Source organism: Vibrio sp. 1159 (genome assembly GCF_033340395.1).
Taxonomy (GTDB): domain Bacteria; phylum Pseudomonadota; class Gammaproteobacteria; order Enterobacterales; family Vibrionaceae; genus Vibrio; species Vibrio alginolyticus.
Map to the genome: position 1 here is coordinate 1 of NZ_JAWOWL010000030.1, position 16,994 is coordinate 16,994.

At 44.1% G+C, this 16,994-nt stretch carries 16 protein-coding genes; 11 read left to right on the plus strand and 5 right to left on the minus strand.

Annotation, left to right across the window (positions count from 1 at the left end; translation table 11 throughout):
• Nucleotides 1-144 precede the first annotated feature (144 nt).
• A complete protein-coding gene (locus R7127_RS19615; RefSeq protein WP_132936766.1) occupies nucleotides 145-804 on the plus strand; it encodes an NADPH-dependent FMN reductase in 660 nt (219 codons plus the stop codon).
• 110 nt (nucleotides 805-914) lie between these two features.
• Here the strand turns inward: R7127_RS19615 and grcA are convergent, their stop codons facing one another.
• Nucleotides 915-1,292 (minus strand): autonomous glycyl radical cofactor GrcA, encoded by a 378-nt coding sequence (gene grcA / locus R7127_RS19620; RefSeq protein WP_005381814.1) that lies wholly within the window; start codon nucleotides 1,290-1,292, stop codon nucleotides 915-917.
• 326 nt (nucleotides 1,293-1,618) lie between these two features.
• On the opposite strand from grcA, the gene nfo reads away from it, so the two are divergent.
• The 3 genes from nfo (at nucleotide 1,619) to R7127_RS19635 (ending at nucleotide 4,138) form a co-directional block, all read left to right on the plus strand.
• Nucleotides 1,619-2,503 (plus strand): deoxyribonuclease IV, encoded by an 885-nt coding sequence (gene nfo, locus R7127_RS19625; RefSeq protein WP_017821508.1) that lies wholly within the window; start codon nucleotides 1,619-1,621, stop codon nucleotides 2,501-2,503.
• 289 nt (nucleotides 2,504-2,792) lie between these two features.
• On the plus strand, nucleotides 2,793-3,473 hold the full coding sequence (gene ung, locus R7127_RS19630; protein WP_005382846.1) for a uracil-DNA glycosylase: 681 nt from the start codon (nucleotides 2,793-2,795) through the stop codon (nucleotides 3,471-3,473).
• A gap of 113 nt (nucleotides 3,474-3,586) precedes the next feature.
• Nucleotides 3,587-4,138 carry a hemerythrin domain-containing protein gene (locus tag R7127_RS19635; RefSeq protein WP_005381807.1) on the plus strand — a complete coding sequence of 184 codons (552 nt, stop codon included), beginning with the start codon at nucleotides 3,587-3,589 and terminating at the stop codon, nucleotides 4,136-4,138.
• Between the two features lie 236 nt (nucleotides 4,139-4,374).
• On the opposite strand, the gene R7127_RS19640 is transcribed toward R7127_RS19635, so the two are convergent.
• The gene (locus R7127_RS19640; RefSeq protein WP_005381805.1) at nucleotides 4,375-4,560 is read right to left on the minus strand and encodes a DUF3545 family protein; all 186 of its coding nucleotides are present in this window, start codon (nucleotides 4,558-4,560) and stop codon (nucleotides 4,375-4,377) included.
• A gap of 721 nt (nucleotides 4,561-5,281) precedes the next feature.
• Here R7127_RS19640 and R7127_RS19645 point away from each other — a divergent pair.
• The gene (locus tag R7127_RS19645) at nucleotides 5,282-6,715 is read left to right on the plus strand and encodes an alanine/glycine:cation symporter family protein (protein WP_005381800.1); all 1,434 of its coding nucleotides are present in this window, start codon (nucleotides 5,282-5,284) and stop codon (nucleotides 6,713-6,715) included.
• Nucleotides 6,716-6,825: 110 nt separating this feature from the next.
• A complete protein-coding gene (yaaA, locus tag R7127_RS19650) occupies nucleotides 6,826-7,602 on the plus strand; it encodes a peroxide stress protein YaaA (RefSeq protein WP_017821506.1) in 777 nt (258 codons plus the stop codon).
• A 109-nt stretch (nucleotides 7,603-7,711) separates the two neighbouring features.
• Here yaaA and srmB read toward each other — a convergent pair whose 3' ends face one another.
• Entirely contained in the window at nucleotides 7,712-8,935 is a 1,224-nt protein-coding gene (gene srmB / locus R7127_RS19655) for an ATP-dependent RNA helicase SrmB (protein ID WP_172563371.1), read from the minus strand.
• 107 nt (nucleotides 8,936-9,042) lie between these two features.
• Nucleotides 9,043-9,762, minus strand: a complete 720-nt coding sequence (locus tag R7127_RS19660; protein WP_053306891.1) for a tRNA1(Val) (adenine(37)-N6)-methyltransferase — start codon at nucleotides 9,760-9,762, stop codon at nucleotides 9,043-9,045.
• Nucleotides 9,763-10,092: 330 nt separating this feature from the next.
• Between R7127_RS19660 and brnQ the strand changes: the two genes are divergently transcribed.
• Nucleotides 10,093-11,403, plus strand: coding sequence for a branched-chain amino acid transport system II carrier protein (gene brnQ, locus R7127_RS19665; protein ID WP_005381792.1), 1,311 nt, complete (start codon nucleotides 10,093-10,095; stop codon nucleotides 11,401-11,403).
• An 85-nt stretch (nucleotides 11,404-11,488) separates the two neighbouring features.
• On the opposite strand, the gene fldB is transcribed toward brnQ, so the two are convergent.
• Nucleotides 11,489-12,007, minus strand: coding sequence for a flavodoxin FldB (gene fldB / locus R7127_RS19670; RefSeq protein WP_005381790.1), 519 nt, complete (start codon nucleotides 12,005-12,007; stop codon nucleotides 11,489-11,491).
• Between the two features lie 157 nt (nucleotides 12,008-12,164).
• Here fldB and xerD point away from each other — a divergent pair, with 157 nt between their 5' ends.
• The 4 genes from xerD to prfB all read left to right on the plus strand — a co-directional run bounded on the left by xerD (nucleotide 12,165) and on the right by prfB (nucleotide 16,985).
• On the plus strand, nucleotides 12,165-13,082 hold the full coding sequence (gene xerD / locus R7127_RS19675; protein WP_005381788.1) for a site-specific tyrosine recombinase XerD: 918 nt from the start codon (nucleotides 12,165-12,167) through the stop codon (nucleotides 13,080-13,082).
• Nucleotides 13,083-13,141: 59 nt separating this feature from the next.
• On the plus strand, nucleotides 13,142-13,930 hold the full coding sequence (gene dsbC, locus R7127_RS19680; RefSeq protein WP_172563370.1) for a bifunctional protein-disulfide isomerase/oxidoreductase DsbC: 789 nt from the start codon (nucleotides 13,142-13,144) through the stop codon (nucleotides 13,928-13,930).
• A gap of 43 nt (nucleotides 13,931-13,973) precedes the next feature.
• Complete coding sequence (gene recJ / locus R7127_RS19685; RefSeq protein ID WP_017821504.1) at nucleotides 13,974-15,713, plus strand: single-stranded-DNA-specific exonuclease RecJ; 1,740 nt, start codon at nucleotides 13,974-13,976, stop codon at nucleotides 15,711-15,713.
• Between the two features lie 173 nt (nucleotides 15,714-15,886).
• Nucleotides 15,887-16,985 (plus strand): peptide chain release factor 2 gene (gene prfB / locus R7127_RS19690; protein WP_100068604.1). Its coding sequence is split into 2 segments (ribosomal slippage): nucleotides 15,887-15,961 and nucleotides 15,963-16,985, totalling 1,098 coding nucleotides; the frame shifts between segments, so codons are not numbered across the junction.
• Nucleotides 16,986-16,994 lie beyond the last annotated feature (9 nt).

Here is a 16,994-nt window from a genome sequence, read left to right on the forward strand (position 1 = left end):
TTGGCGCTGGACTAAACAAAGGCCCCCTTTTAGGGGGCTCACACAAAGCCACCTTCTTTAGAAGGTGGTAATTTACTGTCGGTAAGTTTTGACTCTCTTTATGATTGAGAAACGAACTTAACTAAATGAGATGGAAAGAGAAGCATGCATTTTTTGATTTTTCTTGGCTCAGTGAGAAACAGCACGCCACCACGACCAGCCCGTTTAGGAATGCGAGTCAGTAAAGCGTGTGAAAAACTCATCGCGAGTCAACATTCGCAACATACGGTCGAAATCATCGACCCTTTGAATTACGACTTTGGCGATGTGTTTAAGCCCGAGTTTGCTTATCACCGCTCTAAAGTTCCGCAGCACCTAAGTGAGCTGGCAGACAAAATCAAACAGGCCGATGGGTATGTGATGGTTAGCCCGGAATATAACCATTCGATGAGTCCTGCTTTGGCGAACATACTTAACCATTTCGGCAGTTCGCTGTTTTCTTACAAGCCGAGTGCTATCGTGACCTATTCTGCCGGACAATGGGGTGGTGTTAGAGCTGCCGTTTCTATGCGTACCTTCTTATCTGAACTTGGATGTCTACCTGTCTCTGCGATGATCCACATTCCGAAAGCGCAAGAAGTGTTTGATGAACAGGGCGTTGCTGAGGATGAGTCGGAGCAGACGCAGTGGGACAACTATATGAATCGCACTATGCATCAATTGATTTGGTGGGCAGAAGGGGCGTCACTGCAAAGAGATAGGCTTGATCCAACCTCTTTAGCGCAAGCGTTTCAGAAAGATCCTTCGCAAAGAAATGCACCTTAGAGGCGAGTTGCTTTCCATTATAGAAAGGGTTTAGAAGGATTCTGAAACAAAAAAGCTTGGTCATTGCTGACCAAGCTTTTTAAATTCTAGCGAGCTAGTTTACTGAGAGATTATAGAGTCTCAGTAAAAGTACGAGCGATTACATCACGTTGTTGCTCTGGAGTTAGCGAGTTAAAACGTACTGCGTAACCAGAAACACGAATAGTTAGTTGTGGGTATTTCTCTGGGTGTGCAACTGCATCTTCTAGTGTTTCGCGTTTAAGCACGTTCACGTTTAGGTGTTGGCCGCCTTCGATACGAGGAGCAGTTTCGATTGCAACTTCACGGCTTTCGTATTCACCTAGGTCGCTGATTGCGATAACTTGGTCTGCTTCGTAGCCAGCAGTTGCAGCAACACAACGAGCTTCATTTTTTTCGCTATCTAATAGCCAGATAGAGTTTAGTAGGTCGTCGTTTGCCGCTTTTGTAATTTGGATACCTTGGATCATCACTATCTCCTAGACCACTTACGTGGTGATTATTGGTGTTAATTTTCGAATTTTCGTTGAGCTGAGTATTATATAGCTAATATCCACTATTTTAATATTGATTTAAGTCAAAAAACAACCAAAAACATTATTTTTATTAAGGTGATTTTATTGAGTTAAATCAATAAAACCTTTGAAAACAAACTAATTACAATTTATTTGAGAATATAAAAAATATTTAATAACTGGTTTTGTTGTAAATTTACTACAAATTGAGATTAAAGTTTAAACTGGTTAACGCAACTATCTGTATTTAGGTAGCAATACTGAAAGTCTAAAGTGATTAAATGACAAACATGAAAAACAAGCTTGGGAATAAACTCATTGGTGCACATGTCTCTGCTGCTGGTGGGGTCGATCAAGCTCCGTTGAGAGCTCGTGAAATTGGCGCGAATGCCTTCGCACTATTTACAAAAAACCAACGCCAGTGGGTGGCGAAGCCTTTAGAAGCAAAAACCATCAGTGCGTTTAAAGCGAACTGTAAAATGCTGGGTTTCGGAGCAGAGCATATTCTTCCCCATGATTCTTATCTGATTAACTTGGGTGCGCCGGAAGAAGAAAAGCTGAATAAATCCCGCGCGGCATTTATTGATGAAATGGAGCGTTGTAATCAGTTGGGGCTGACTTTGCTTAACTTCCATCCGGGCAGTCACCTAAAGAAAGTCTCTGAACAGGAGTGTCTCGCGACGATCGCCGAGTCGATCAATCTTGCGCATAAAGCGGTGCCGAATGTGATCGCTGTTATCGAGAATACGGCAGGTCAAGGAACTAACTTAGGCTGGAAGTTTGAGCACCTAGCTGAAATCATCGAGCAAGTGGAAGATAAAGATCGTGTCGGCGTTTGTATTGATACCTGCCATACCTTTACGGCTGGTTATGACTTACGTACAAAAGAAGATTGCGAGCGCACCTTTGCAGAGTTCGACCGTATCGTAGGTATGCACTATTTAAGAGCAATGCATCTAAATGATTCAAAAGTAGAGTTTGCCAGCAAAGTAGATCGCCACCATTCTCTAGGTAAAGGAGAGATCGGGTGGGATTGCTTTGAGTACATCGCGAAAGACCCTCGTTTTGATGGTATCCCTCTGATTTTGGAAACAATTGATCCAGATATTTGGCAGCAAGAGATCAACACGTTGCGTCAATTCCATTTAGCGGCCATTGACAGTTAATGGCGTAACCACAAAGTTGGCACCTTTCTTTCTTAGTCATTGAACATCAATCTCTGAATTAGCAAAGAAGGATGCCAACATGTCTCGACCATTCTCTTTTACTCCTTATACTTACACTCGTCGTGTGCTTCGCTTACCGATGCCTAATCGTCACATTACCGGACAGGGGCATTTTCGAACGCCACAGAAGCATTAGTCTTTTATTACTTGTCTCAAGTTCGTGGTAAGTTTTTGTTTGTTTGAGTTTCGCTCGTTAGAATAGAAGCAAAATTTAGGACAGGAACTTTCCATGAATCAGTCACCCACTTGGCACGATGTGATCGGCGAAGAGAAAAAGCAGAGCTACTTTGTAGACACCTTGAATTTTGTTGAAGCCGAACGCGCCGCAGGCAAAGCTATTTTTCCTCCCGCAAAAGATGTCTTTAACGCGTTTCGTTTTACCGAGTTCAAAGACGTTAAGGTCGTGATTCTAGGACAAGACCCATACCACGGCCCAAATCAGGCGCATGGCCTGTGTTTCTCTGTACTTCCTGGCATTAAAACGCCACCGTCACTGGTTAATATGTATAAAGAGCTGGCGCAAGATATTGAAGGTTTCCAAATCCCTCAGCATGGTTTTTTGCAAAGCTGGGCTGAACAAGGCGTATTGTTACTCAATACGGTATTAACGGTGGAGCAAGGTAAAGCGCATTCACATTCAAAGACAGGTTGGGAAACGTTTACTGACCGAGTGATTGAAGCCATTAATCAGCATCAAGAAGGTGTAGTGTTCTTGCTGTGGGGGTCACACGCGCAGAAGAAAGGGCGCTTTATCGATCGCAACAAGCACCATGTGTTAGCTGCCCCACACCCATCGCCACTCTCAGCACATCGAGGCTTTTTCGGTTGTAAGCATTTCTCTCAAGCAAACCAGTTGCTTACATCACAAGAAAAAGCACCAATTAACTGGCATTTGCCATTAACGGTATAAATGAAGAGACAGCGATCATGGATGCTATGATCGCTGTTTTTTTGAGCATGCTCGAGGCTGATAGTAAATTTCTCATGTACACTTACTAAAAGTAGGTGTTAAGGAGAGACGCTATGATGATCGAAAGAATTCGACGCGAACATGGTTATATGGTTCGTCTGTTGGCGATACTGCGCCATAAGCTTAATGAGATAAAAAAAGAACGTGTAATCAACTATGCGTTAGTAAGCGAGATTGTTGATTACCTCTCTAATCATTCGGAGAAAGTACACCACCCGAAAGAAGATATCCTCTATCACCACTTTCTTGAACACTATGGCAAGCAACAAACCATGGAAAATTTAGAGAAAGAACATCTAGAGTTAGCGAGTAAAACCAGAGAGTTTTCATCCGTGATAGAGATGATCCTTCAGGATGCTGTTGTGCCACAAGACATGTTTGTCGCTCACCTAGAAGATTTCATAGAATCGCAAAGGCACCACTTGGAGCTAGAAGAGCGAAAAATTTTGCCTCTCATTGAAGAGTTATTTACCACAGAAGATTGGCAGCATGTCGAGAGCTTATGGAGCGTCAGTGAGGATGATCCTGTGTTTGGTGACACGATTGCTGATCGTTATAAGCAGTTGGCCGAACGTGTTCGTCAAAGTGATACTGAGTATGTTTAAGACTGAATGATGAAATCTGAGCGAGCGAAAGCCGTCTCTCGGGTTTGTGAGATACATTTCTTATTTATTGGGAATCAACCGAAAATTTAGTGTGCATATTTCTCGGCAAAAAGTACGGAAGATTCTCATTGAGTAATAATGGTATTCATACTTAAACCTTGGTACATAAACTCACGGTGTTTACGGTGACCGTAAACAAAAAACAAAAGGCACCTGTAAGGTGCCTTTTGTTTGAATTAGAGTTTAATGTCTTCCAAGTTATAATCGGTACAGACATCAAGTTCGCGCAGCTCTTTAAGCAAATTGCGTCTGTCGTTCATCTCTTCTATTTCACGCCACTTTCGCTTTACTGGTTTGGCACGAGATTTGGTTGTTGAGGTAGTATCCAGATTAAAAATGTCATCTAGTTGAAAGCCTTCCATAAGCCACCTTTACCTTTCTTAAGCTAAACTGTTGTAACCAGTCCTTGTGGAGTTTTTTAAGTACCACAATAGCCGTGAGAATAACCATGATATATTTCGCATTTGTGTCGGTAGCATGACATTTTCGTGCAAAAATATTCTCAAAATCACACTTTTTATTGCAACGATGTGGATAAAAAATGCACAAACGATCTCAAGAAAACGATTAAATAGAGAGATTTTCTATGTTAATTCGATTTGATGAATGGGTGCACTGCGCAAAGGTTAAAGTTGCATAAAATCAGTTTGATGAAATAGTGTTCAATTAGATGGTAAGTCACTAGCGTAAATTTATGTAACACCTTGTGAATACTAGCTTGTTCTTATTTATACGGTTTACCATTCCATTTAATGAAGAATAATTATTTATGTTGGTGTTTGGTAATTGAAATGTTGCGCAGTTTGAGTGTTAAGTCTTCTATTTATGTTATTTTTTGGTGACTTTATAGTGAAAAATAACAATGTTATTCTTATTGTTGCATATTGATTTTTGCGCTCCTAGGTTGCATTATCCGCCCGTCAAAAAATACGCTGGTACGTAAAATGGATGCATGAAGCGACGTTTACGATTCTAGATTGCCCATAAACATTACTTAAAAAGCTAAGCACACTTTGACACTTAGCAGGCAATTTGGTGGATGGCTAGGACGCATAGACTGGCGCAACTCACTTTGAGGTACACATGACAGACTTAATCAATTTGATGAACGATCTCCTCTGGGGCTCGATTCTGGTTTATCTTCTTGTTGGTGTTGGTATTTACTTCACCGTTCGATTAGGGTTCATTCAGTTCCGCCATTTCGGCCACATGTTCTCTGTTCTTAAGAACAGCCGTAAAGCAGACAAAGCTGGTATTTCCTCTTTCCAAGCGCTTTGTACTAGTCTTGCTGCACGTGTTGGTACAGGTAACATGGCGGGCGTTGCAGTTGCATTGACTGCGGGTGGTCCTGGTGCGATCTTCTGGATGTGGCTGATTGCAATGCTTGGTATGGCAACATCGTTTGCTGAGAGCACACTGGCGCAGCTATACAAAACCAAAGATGATGATGGCAACTACCGTGGTGGCCCTGCCTACTACATGGAAAAAGGCCTGGGCATGCGTTGGATGGGCGTGTTGTTCTCAGTTTTCCTAATCATCGCTTTTGGTTTGGTATTCAACGCCGTACAAGCTAACTCAATTGCCAATGCAATGAGCAACGCATTTGGTTGGAATAACCTGTATGTCGGTATTGCCGTTGTTTTACTGTCTGCAATTGTTATTTTTGGTGGCATCAAGCGTATCGCAAGAGTTGCTGAGATGATCGTTCCGATCATGGCACTACTTTATCTAGCTCTAGCGCTGTTCATCATGTTCTCTAACCTAGAGAAATTACCTGATGTATTGATGCTTATCTTTAAGAGTGCATTTGGTCTGCAAGAAGCAGCAGCAGGTGGTCTTGGCTACGCAATTGCACAGGCAATGATTAACGGTATCAAGCGCGGTCTATTCTCGAATGAAGCAGGTATGGGTTCTGCACCTAACGCGGCAGCTTCAGCAACACCTTACCCACCACACCCAGCGTCTCAAGGTTACGTACAGATGCTAGGCGTGTTCATGGATACGATCGTTATCTGTTCTGCAACAGTGGCTATCATCCTGATGTCTGGTGAGTATGTCGGTCAAGCAACAGAAGTGACGGGTATCGAGCTAACTCAGCGTGCATTGAGCTCACAAGTTGGCGATTGGGGCGGCATCTTTGTTGCTGTGGCAATCTTCTTCTTTGCGTTTACTTCAATCATTGCAAACTACTCGTACGCTGAAACGAACTTAATCTTCCTAGAGCACAATCATAAAGCGGGCTTAAGCATTTTCCGCGTTATTGTTCTTGGTATGGTGATGTTTGGTGCACTAGCTTCGTTACCAGTCGTATGGTCGCTTGCTGACGTCTCTATGGGTCTGATGGCGATAGTCAACTTGGTGGCGATCATCTTGCTATCTGGCATCGTGATTAAACTGGCCAAAGATTACAATCGCCAGCTTGGTGAAGGCAAAGTGCCAACATTTGATGCGAATGATTTCCCAGAGCTGAAATCTCAGCTTGAAGAAGGCATTTGGTACAACGATAAAAAAGACTAAGTGAGCTATCACTCATAGTTGAAAGCTATTAGTACGATGTAAAAAGCCATGCAGACAATGCATGGCTTTTTTTGTACCCTATTAAAAACAAAATTAGAGAAGGGAAAGTCATGCTTATCGTAGTTTCTCCAGCGAAGACTCTTGATTACGAGTCTCCGTTAGCGACAGAAAAATTTACTCAACCTGAGTTGGTCGAATACTCAAAAGAGCTTATCGATGTTTGCCGCAAACTGACTCCTGCTGATGTTGCCTCTTTAATGAAAGTGAGCGACAAGATTGCCGATTTAAATGTAGGTCGATTCCAAGAGTGGAGTGAAACGTTTACCACTGAAAACTCACGACAAGCCATTCTTGCATTTAAAGGTGACGTTTACACAGGGCTAGACGCCGAAAGTTTATCTGAAGCGGACTTCGAATATGCTCAAGATCATCTGCGTATGCTATCGGGTCTTTATGGTTTACTAAAACCACTTGATTTGATGCAGCCATACCGTCTTGAAATGGGTACCAAGCTTGCAAACGACAAGGGTACGAACTTGTACCAGTTTTGGGGCAATGTTATTACGGACAAGCTTAACGAAGCGATTTCTGCTCAAGGTGATAATGTCCTTATCAACCTTGCATCAAATGAATACTTTAAAGCGGTTAAGCCAAAGAATTTAGATGCGCAAGTGATCACGCCAGTATTCAAAGATTGTAAGAATGGTCAATACAAGGTCATCAGTTTTTACGCGAAGAAAGCGCGCGGTATGATGGCGCGTTACATCATTGAAAACCGTGTTGAGAGCGTTGCAGACCTGACTAAGTTTGATACGGTGGGTTACTACTTTGTGGAAGATGAATCGACGCCAACAGAGTTAGTATTTAAACGCGAAGAGCAAAAATAAAGCTGATTGAGACGTAGTCTACGTTAATCTCTATCAGCACAAACGAAAAAGGGTTGGCATTGCCAACCCTTTGTTATTTTCTAGCTTGAGCTACTTGGCCCCAACAAGATTACTTCTTCTTAGCGGTTTTCTTTTTCGCTACTTTTTTCTTGTCGTCTTTTTTCTTTTTCTTCTTAAACACAGGCTTTTTGTGTTTAGGACGCATCTCTTTCACGAAACGCTCTTTGATGTCTTCTTTCACATAACGTGCAACGCGATCCATCATTGGTTGGTCGTGTGCTTCTACGATTGAGATAGCGTTACCTTTCTTACCTGCGCGAGCCGTACGGCCGATACGGTGAAGGTAAACATCAGCCGTGCGCGGCATATCGTAGTTGATAACGTGTGATACATCCGGAAGATCGATACCACGCGCAGCAACGTCCGTCGCGAGCAGCACGTTCACAGTTCCATCGCGGAAGCGAGAAATCGCATTGTTACGACGATCTTGCGGCATTTCACCTTGAATCCAAGAACATGGAATCTGTGCACTTTCAAGCTGCGCTCGTAGCTCAGCCAAACGCTCACGAGTCTTTAAAAAGACGATAGTGCGCTCAGCTTGCTGAGTAATAATGTGTTTTAGTAATTCCAGTTTGTGTTCAGCATCATCAGCTCGGTGGTACCACTGAGCAATTTTCTTACGCTCACGCAGCGGCGATTTTGCATCAATCTCTGCTGGGTCATTCAACAGATCAGCGGTAAAGCCTTCTACGCCTTTCCCTTCTAACGTTGCTGAGAACAGAAGGGTTTGCTTACGCCAGCGACATTCGTTAGATAGGCGATCGACAGTAGGAGCAAAACCCATATCTAGCATACGGTCTGCTTCATCAAGGATTAACCATTCGATTGCACGACAATCAAAACGTTCTGCATCAATGTATTCTTTTAAACGGCCAGGTGTCGCAACCACAATGTCTTGTGTTGTTGCAAGGATGTCGGCGTGCTCTTGGTACTGAACACCACCAGTGATGGTGAAAATGTTGAGTTTGGTATTTTTTGCCAAAGCACGTGCTTGATCGGCAATTTGCATCGCCAGTTCGCGAGTAGGCGTTAGGATCAAAATACGCGCAGGCCCAGGCTTACGACGAGGGAAGTCTTGCAAGTATTGCAATGCTGGCAGGACGAAGGCGGCCGTTTTACCAGTTCCTGTTGGCGCTGACGCTAGAATGTCACGACCGTCCAACGCTTGTGGAATCGCTTCTGCCTGAATTTTTGTTGGGCGTTCGTAACCCATCTCTTCAATGGCTTCAAGTAGGTTTTGGTCTAGATCAAGTTCATCAAAGGTTCTGATCACAATGAGTTCTCCACAAGCAAAGCTTGGTTAATGGTTCGCCACAACAGCATAGAATACAAAAAGGTCGCACATTATAAAGTGATTGGTGATAAGGATCACATGTTATTTCACATCTTAAGATAAAACTCGCGAGTTAACTGTATGAAATCATCACTATAGCCGTCATTTGAACGGATAATTAAATGTGACGTCTGCAAATCGCAAGGTCGTTTTGACAGTTCAAATAACAGTCGGTGTACTGGTTTCTTTTCTGATGGTTGCACACGACAGATCCGCGATAGATACCAACCTTGGTTTAATGCTAGCTCAATGAACTGCTCGCCTTCGGTGATTGGCAACACAAAACTAGCTCTCCCTTCGTCATCAAGCAAATGATAGCAACGCTGTAGCAATGCGTTATGGCCTAGCGTATCAGTGTGCCTCGCGGTTGCACGTTGACTGTGTTTCGATTGCTCGCCGCTGTTGAAGTAGGGCGGGTTACAAATGATGCGTTGGAATGGATGTGTCGGCGTAAAGTGCAGTATGTCGGTGTGATGCACACTTACACGATCTGACCAAGGAGACTGGGCCATATTTTTTTGCGCGGCAGCAACGGCTGTTAATTCGATATCGACCGCGGTTATTTGAGCTTCTGTAAAGCGTTGAGCACACATCAGGGCAAGCAGGCCAGTGCCAGTGCCAATATCGAGAATTTTAGCGTCGTTAGGGCTTTGAATCCAAGCACCAAGCATTACCCCATCTGTGCTGACTGGCATACCACTCTCGCCGCCCTCAATACAAAATTGCTTAAAATTGAAGCCTTTAGTTTTCAGTTTTTTGTTCTTCATGATTGTTTTATATTTGCTCAATAATTAAGTGGATTGCTCTATTGTTTATTAATTGTATAGATTGTTGTTTTGTTGGTTATTAAATTGTATTGTTAATTGATCGAGATAAAGAACTGGTCTGTTATTTGGATCTGGTTATATCCACTGCTTTTAAGTTTGAAAACTAAATTAATATGGTGTTTTTTTCTTAAAGGTTGCCAAATGATGAGTCTTTCGTCATTATGCGGCGAAAATTTTATAGATTGAACCACGTGTACTTATTGACTTTAGGTATACAAAAAGTGGTCTAAGCATACACAACATTCATTAATTAAAAGACAAGGGTTATCTGTGAAGCAGACGTTAAAACTAACAGATATTATCGCAGTAGGCTTTATGCTATTTGCGTTCTTTTTAGGTGCGGGCAATATTATCTTTCCACCTCTAGCGGGTCAGTTAGCGGGTGAAAACTTAATGCCAGCTATGTTTGGTTTCTTGCTAACAGCGGTAGGTCTACCTCTTATTACTATCGTTGCTATTGCTGTTGCTGGTGGTTCTTGGGATCACTTGACGCAAGATCTTCCGAAAAAAGCGGCAGTTCTTATGGCTGCACTGATTTTCATCATCATTGGTCCTGCGTTTGCAGCGCCTCGTACTGGCCTAGTGGCTTACGAGATGGCGGTGAAACCTTTCTTCCTTGAGGCGTCACAAACGCATCTGACAGCGTTCTCAGTGATCTTCTTTATCGCAGCAATGATGTTCTCATGGTTCCAAGGCCGTTTGATCGATCTCATCGGTAAAGTACTGACACCAGCATTGTTCGTTGGTTTGATCATTCTTGCTGTCGCTGTCTTCCTTGATCCTCAGGGCGATATGATTGGCGCGCACGGTGAATACCTAACGCAGCCTCTGACCAAAGGCTTCTTAGAAGGCTACAACACAATGGATACGTTCGCGTCATTGATGTTTGGCATGCTGATGGTTGATGCACTGCGCGGTAAAGGCATTACTGAGCGCTCTGCAACTACTAAATATCTGATCTATGCAGGTTGTATTGCTGCTGCTGGTCTTGCGTTTGTTTACATCTCACTATTTTACTTAGGTGCGACGAGTGCAACGGTTGCTGCTGGTGCTGATAATGGTGGCCTAGTGCTTAGCCAATACGTTCAAGCGTTGTTTGGTCCATACGGTCAAATCGTTCTGTCTGTCATCGTATTGCTAGCGTGTCTGACAACCGCGATTGGCTTGATTTCTGCGTGTTCAGATTTCTTCAGCTCGAAAACACCACTGTCATACAAGCAATGGGTACTGATTAATGGTTCTGTTTGTGCATTGGTTGCAAACGTTGGTCTTGCGCAGCTGATTTCTCTGTCAGTGCCAGTATTGTTTGCGCTGTACCCTGTGGCGATTGCGTTGGTTGCACTAACATTTGTGCGCAGCAAACTGCCGAATCCACGCTTTGCTTACCGTGCAGTACTGCTTGTATCTCTGCTGTTTGCGTTGGTTGATGCGGCAAAAGTATCGGGTATTGATGTTTCTGCGTTTAACATGTTGCCATTATTCGAAGTCGGCATGGGTTGGGTGCTTCCAACATTTGCGGCTATCGTGTGCATGTTCTTCATCGCGAAACCTCGCCCAGAGCTAGCACAAGAAACCGCGTAATCACTTCGCGTTATCAAGATAATAAAAAGCCCGATGAATTACTTCATCGGGCTTTTTACTTTTTAATGATGACGTGTTTGCGCTATTAAAGCGTGTCGTGGAATTCCACAAGAACTTGTTCACACCATTTTTCGATGCGTTCATCACTCAGTTCGTACTGTGAGTCTTCATCTAACGCAAGTCCAACAAACTTGCTGCCATCTTCGATCAGTGCTTTCGATGCTTCAAATTCGTAGCCTTCATTTGGCCAGTAACCGATAAAGGTTGCGCCTGTGGCTTGCAATTCATCGTGAAGTAAGCCCATCGCATCTAAATACCACTCTCCGTAACCTTCTTGGTCACCCAGACCAAACAGCGCTACAACTTTGCCTTTCAGTGGTGTGGTCGCGATGTCTTGCCAAATCGCGTTCCAATCTTCTTGAATTTCACCAAAATCCCAAGTTGAGATGCCAAGGAGTAATAAGTCGTAGTCCGCCATTAGTGATAACGGTGTCTCTTTCACATTGTGAATGTCGACAAGGTCTTCACCAATAAGGGTACGAATTTTCTCTGCTGCCATTTCGGTGTAGCAGGTCGTTGAGCCGTAAAAGAGTCCGATTTTCATTATATTCGTCGTTATTTGTGTTGCTGTTGTGGAAGATTCTAACCATAAATTGAGGAAGATTGCAGCGAATATCCTATGTGGGATGATTTTTTATGGTATTGGATTGGCAGGTGCTTTAATCTAAATACTGTAAATATAAACAGATAAGGAAGCATTCATGACGGCACAACAGCCTGTCAATCAACAAGATTTTTCGCTTGTTGAGCAATTCTTAGATGCGATGTGGATGGAGCGTGGCCTATCAGAGAACACGTTGGCTTCCTACCGAAACGATTTAATGAAGCTGCTCGTGTGGATGGAAAAACATCGATACCGTCTTGATTTTATCAGTTTGTCTGGCTTGCAAGAATATCAAAGCCACCTTGTAGATTTAGATTACAAACAGACGTCTCGTGCGCGTATGTTGTCGGCGATTCGCCGTTTATTTCAATACCTGCATCGTGAGAAGGTGCGTGCTGATGACCCGAGTGCGCTTTTGGTTAGTCCTAAACTGCCACAACGTTTACCCAAAGATATTAGTGAAGAGCAAGTGGACGCGTTGCTCGAAGCGCCAGACCCGAATGACCCTATAGAATTGCGCGATAAAGCGATGCTAGAGCTACTCTACGCGACAGGGTTGCGTGTGACAGAGCTCGTCAGTTTGACCATGGAAAATGTTAGCTTGCGCCAAGGGGTGGTGCGCGTGACTGGTAAAGGTGGTAAAGAACGCCTGGTTCCTATGGGGGAAAACGCGGTTGATTGGATCGAGACGTTCATTCAACAAGGGCGCCCTGCGTTACTTGGTGATACATCATCTGATATTGTTTTTCCTAGTAAACGCGCAAGACAAATGACTCGTCAGACGTTTTGGCACCGTATTAAGTACTATGCTTTGATAGCAGGGATTGATACTGATCAGCTGTCGCCGCACGTACTGCGTCATGCCTTTGCCACGCATTTATTGAACTATGGCGCAGATCTCAGGGTCGTACAGATGCTTTTAGGACATAGTGACTTATCGACCACGCAAATTTATACTCACGTGGCGACTGAACGATTGAAGCAGATCCACAGTCAACACCACCCAAGAGCATAACAATGGTTAGATTCATCCATGTCTTCTTGGAAAAACGATTTTACATTAAGGTGAATTTCATGAGCGTATTACGCCGACTAACTCTGCTGACTTTACCATTTTTTGTTACCGCTTGTGGTGCAGAAGAAAGTCAGGCTCAAACGGAGACTCCTGCGCAACAAGTGGCGCCAGCTGCACAAAGCGGCTTTGATGAAGCAGCATTAAAAACTAAGTTCTCAAAGCTTGGTTTATCTATCGTTGATATTCAACCATCAGAAGTCGCTGGCTTATTGGAAATTCAAACCAATGGCGGGATCCTGTTTGCTTCAAATGATGGTAGCCATTTTATCGCCGGTACGCTTTATGCCATTAATGATGATGGCAGTTACAAAGATGTCATAGCAGAGCGTCAAGCGCCGCTTAACGCCGAGAAAATTGCTCAGTTCTCCGATAGCATGATCGAATACAAAGCCGACGATGAAAAGTACGTTGTGACCGTATTCACTGATATCACCTGTGGTTACTGTGTGCGTCTGCATAGCCAAATGCAAGGCTATAATGATCTAGGTATTACAGTGCGTTACATGGCTTACCCTCGCCAAGGTGCAACTGGCCCTGTGGCAGAGCAAATGGCAACGATTTGGTGTGCTGAAGATCCGGCGTCGGCAATGCACAACGCGAAAGTGAATCGTACATTTGATAACCCTGCGAAAGACTTGAAACAGTGTAAAGAAACCATCCAGGCGCATTACAATCTAGGTCGCCAATTGGGTATTTCTGGTACGCCAGCAATCTTCTTACCGAATGGCGAAATGGTTGGTGGCTACCTACCACCTGCAGAGCTATTGAAACGTTTAAAGCAACTATAATCCTTTAGGAGCAGAGCCGGCAAAGTTGTCGGCTCTTTCAAGCATGATAGAAATTCAACGACGTCCTGAACCAGATCTTTCCCTTCTTCCTGATTCCATACCTCCGATTCTTAAACGTATCTACATCAACCGTGGGATAACGGATCTTTCACAATTAGAAACGTCGGCCCGTGGGTTGCATTCATATCAAAAACTCGGGGGGATTGAGCAAGCTGTCGATCTTTTGTTTCAGGCGATAAAAGAACAAAAACGCATCATCGTTGTCGGTGATTTTGACGCTGATGGTGCGACAAGCTCAGCATTATCAGTACTCGCGCTGCGTATGCTTGGTAGTCACAATGTGGATTACCTAGTGCCAAATCGTTTTGAAGACGGTTATGGGTTAAGCCCAGAAGTCGTTGACCAAGCGTTAGAGCTTGGCGCTGAGATGATCATGACGGTGGATAACGGCGTCTCATCAATCGAAGGTGTGCGTTACGCAAAAGAAAATGGCATTACCGTGCTCGTTACCGATCACCACTTACCAGGACAAGTGTTGCCTGATGTGGATGCAATGGTGAACCCAAACCTTGAGAGCTGTAGCTTTCCATCTAAAGCGCTTGCGGGTGTGGGGGTCGCGTTTTATCTCATGATGGCACTATGCGTTCATATGCGAAAACACAATTGGTTTGCAGAACAGGGGATGCAAGAGCCCAAGTTGATGGAACTGATTGACCTTGTTGCACTGGGTACCGTCGCCGACGTCGTTCCATTGGATGAAAACAACCGCATTCTTGTACACCAAGGTTTGCAACGTATTCGTGCGGGCAAAGCGCGTCCCGGCATCCAAGCGTTAATTGAGGTCGCGAAGCGCGATGCGCGTCGTTTAGTTGCGTCCGATTTTGGCTTTGCTTTAGGTCCACGTATTAATGCTGCAGGTCGTCTTGATGACATGTCTTTCGGTGTTGAACTGCTGATGTGTAACAACATCCACGCAGCTCGTCGCATGGCAAGTGAATTGGATGGCTTGAACCAGACTCGTAAAGAGATTGAAGAAGGCATGAAGCAAGAAGCGATGGCTTTCTGTGAGCGCCTTCAGTTTGGTGAAGGCAATGAGCTTCCTTATGGCCTAGCCTTATTCCAACGTGATTGGCATCAAGGTGTGATTGGTATTTTGGCTTCGCGCATTAAAGAGAAGTTTCACCGTCCAGTCATTGCATTTGCTGATGGCGGAGAAGGGACGATTAAAGGCTCGTGTCGTTCTATTCCGGGGCTACACATGCGCGATGCGTTGGATTTCATCGACACGCAAAACCCGGGTTTGATCATCAAGTTTGGTGGACACGCCATGGCAGCAGGCTTAACGATTAAAGAGCAGGATTTTGAGCGTTTCAGTCGTTTGTTTGATGAAGTGGTAAAAAAGGAACTCGATGAAGCGGCGCTAAAAGGCGTGATCATGTCAGATGGTGAACTTAAGCCGGAAGAGTTCTCTATGCATGTTGCTGAACAGCTGCGATCGGGTGGCCCTTTTGGACAAGCTTTCCCAGAGCCAATCTTTGATGGTGAGTTTAAAGTACTGCATCAAAAGCTGGTGGGTGAGAAGCATCTTAAATTGATGTTAGAGCCGCTTTATAAAGGTCACCCTACCAATGTGATGATCGACGGCATTGCATTCAATGTTGATCTACGCCGATGGCCAGATGCATCGGTTAAAACAGTACGTCTCGCGTATAAGTTGGATGTGAATGAATTTCGTGGTAATCAATCATTGCAATTGATGATCGATCATATCGAAGCTAAGTAATACCTAGATTAACCTTTCTTATAGAGTACGGTTGCCCCGAAGTGGGTGTAAAATTTTATGACCGTGCTCTCTCTCACCGCAATCTGATTTCTCATCCGAAATTTTCCTGTATCTCGGTCACATTTTTCAGTAGAATTTCTCGGTTAAATTCTATTCTAAAATGTTGAGTAAACATGTTTGAAATCAATCCAATTAAAAACCGTCTGCAGGACGTGTCTCAGCGCACAAATGTCCTGAGGGGGTATCTTTGACTATGACGCGAAGAAAGAGCGTCTAGAAGAAGTCAACGCAGAACTTGAACAACCAGATGTATGGAACGAACCTGAGCGTGCGCAAGCACTGGGTAAAGAGCGTGCATCACTAGAAGCGGTTGTTGAAACCATTGATCAACTAGAGCAAGGTGTGGAAGATGTAGAAGGTCTTCTTGAGCTGGCTGTAGAAGAAGAAGATCAAGAAACATTTGACGAAATTGAACCAGAACTTGCTGAGTTGGAAGAGAAGCTAGAAAAGCTTGAATTCCGTCGTATGTTCTCTGGCGACCACGATAGCTCTGATTGTTACATCGATTTGCAAGCTGGCTCTGGTGGTACAGAAGCACAAGACTGGACTAACATGCTGCTGCGTATGTACCTACGTTGGGCAGAAGCGAAGGGCTTCAAAGCTGAAGTGATTGAAGTCTCTGAAGGTGAAGTCGCGGGTCTTAAGTCGGCAACAGTTCGCATCTCTGGTGAGTATGCGTACGGTTGGTTACGCACTGAAACGGGCGTTCATCGTCTTGTTCGTAAATCTCCGTTCGATTCAGGCGGTCGTCGCCATACGTCATTTGCTTCTGCGTTCATCTATCCAGAGATTGATGAAAACATCGACATCGACATTAATCCTTCCGACCTACGCATTGACGTTTACCGTGCGTCAGGCGCAGGTGGTCAGCACGTAAACACCACAGAATCTGCGGTACGTATTACGCACGTACCTACGAACACAGTGGTTCAGTGTCAGAATGACCGTTCTCAACATAAGAACAAAGATCAGGCAATGAAACAGCTTCGAGCGAAGCTATTTGAGCTTGAATTGCAAAAGCAAAATGCGGAAAAACAAGCTAATGAAGACGCTAAGTCTGACATTGGCTGGGGTAGCCAGATCCGTTCTTACGTATTGGATGACTCACGTATTAAGGACCTCCGTACGGGCATTGAAAACCGTAATACTCAAGCGGTTCTTGATGGCGATCTGGACAAATTTATTGAAGCTAGCCTGAAATCAGGTCTATAAAGCTTTTCA

Bases quoted from the DNA above. Each gene is read 5' to 3' on its own strand.
- R7127_RS19615 (WP_132936766.1), top strand. From the start codon at position 145: ATGCATTTTTTGATTTTTCTTGGCTCAGTGAGAAACAGCACGCCACCA.
- grcA (WP_005381814.1), bottom strand. From the start codon at position 1,292: ATGATCCAAGGTATCCAAATTACAAAAGCGGCAAACGACGACCTACTA.
- nfo (WP_017821508.1), top strand. From the start codon at position 1,619: ATGACAAACATGAAAAACAAGCTTGGGAATAAACTCATTGGTGCACAT.
- ung (WP_005382846.1), top strand. From the start codon at position 2,793: ATGAATCAGTCACCCACTTGGCACGATGTGATCGGCGAAGAGAAAAAG.
- R7127_RS19635 (WP_005381807.1), top strand. From the start codon at position 3,587: ATGATGATCGAAAGAATTCGACGCGAACATGGTTATATGGTTCGTCTG.
- R7127_RS19640 (WP_005381805.1), bottom strand. From the start codon at position 4,560: ATGGAAGGCTTTCAACTAGATGACATTTTTAATCTGGATACTACCTCA.
- R7127_RS19645 (WP_005381800.1), top strand. From the start codon at position 5,282: ATGACAGACTTAATCAATTTGATGAACGATCTCCTCTGGGGCTCGATT.
- yaaA (WP_017821506.1), top strand. From the start codon at position 6,826: ATGCTTATCGTAGTTTCTCCAGCGAAGACTCTTGATTACGAGTCTCCG.
- R7127_RS19660 (WP_053306891.1), bottom strand. From the start codon at position 9,762: ATGAAGAACAAAAAACTGAAAACTAAAGGCTTCAATTTTAAGCAATTT.
- fldB (WP_005381790.1), bottom strand. From the start codon at position 12,007: ATGAAAATCGGACTCTTTTACGGCTCAACGACCTGCTACACCGAAATG.
- xerD (WP_005381788.1), top strand. From the start codon at position 12,165: ATGACGGCACAACAGCCTGTCAATCAACAAGATTTTTCGCTTGTTGAG.
- dsbC (WP_172563370.1), top strand. From the start codon at position 13,142: ATGAGCGTATTACGCCGACTAACTCTGCTGACTTTACCATTTTTTGTT.
- recJ (WP_017821504.1), top strand. From the start codon at position 13,974: ATGATAGAAATTCAACGACGTCCTGAACCAGATCTTTCCCTTCTTCCT.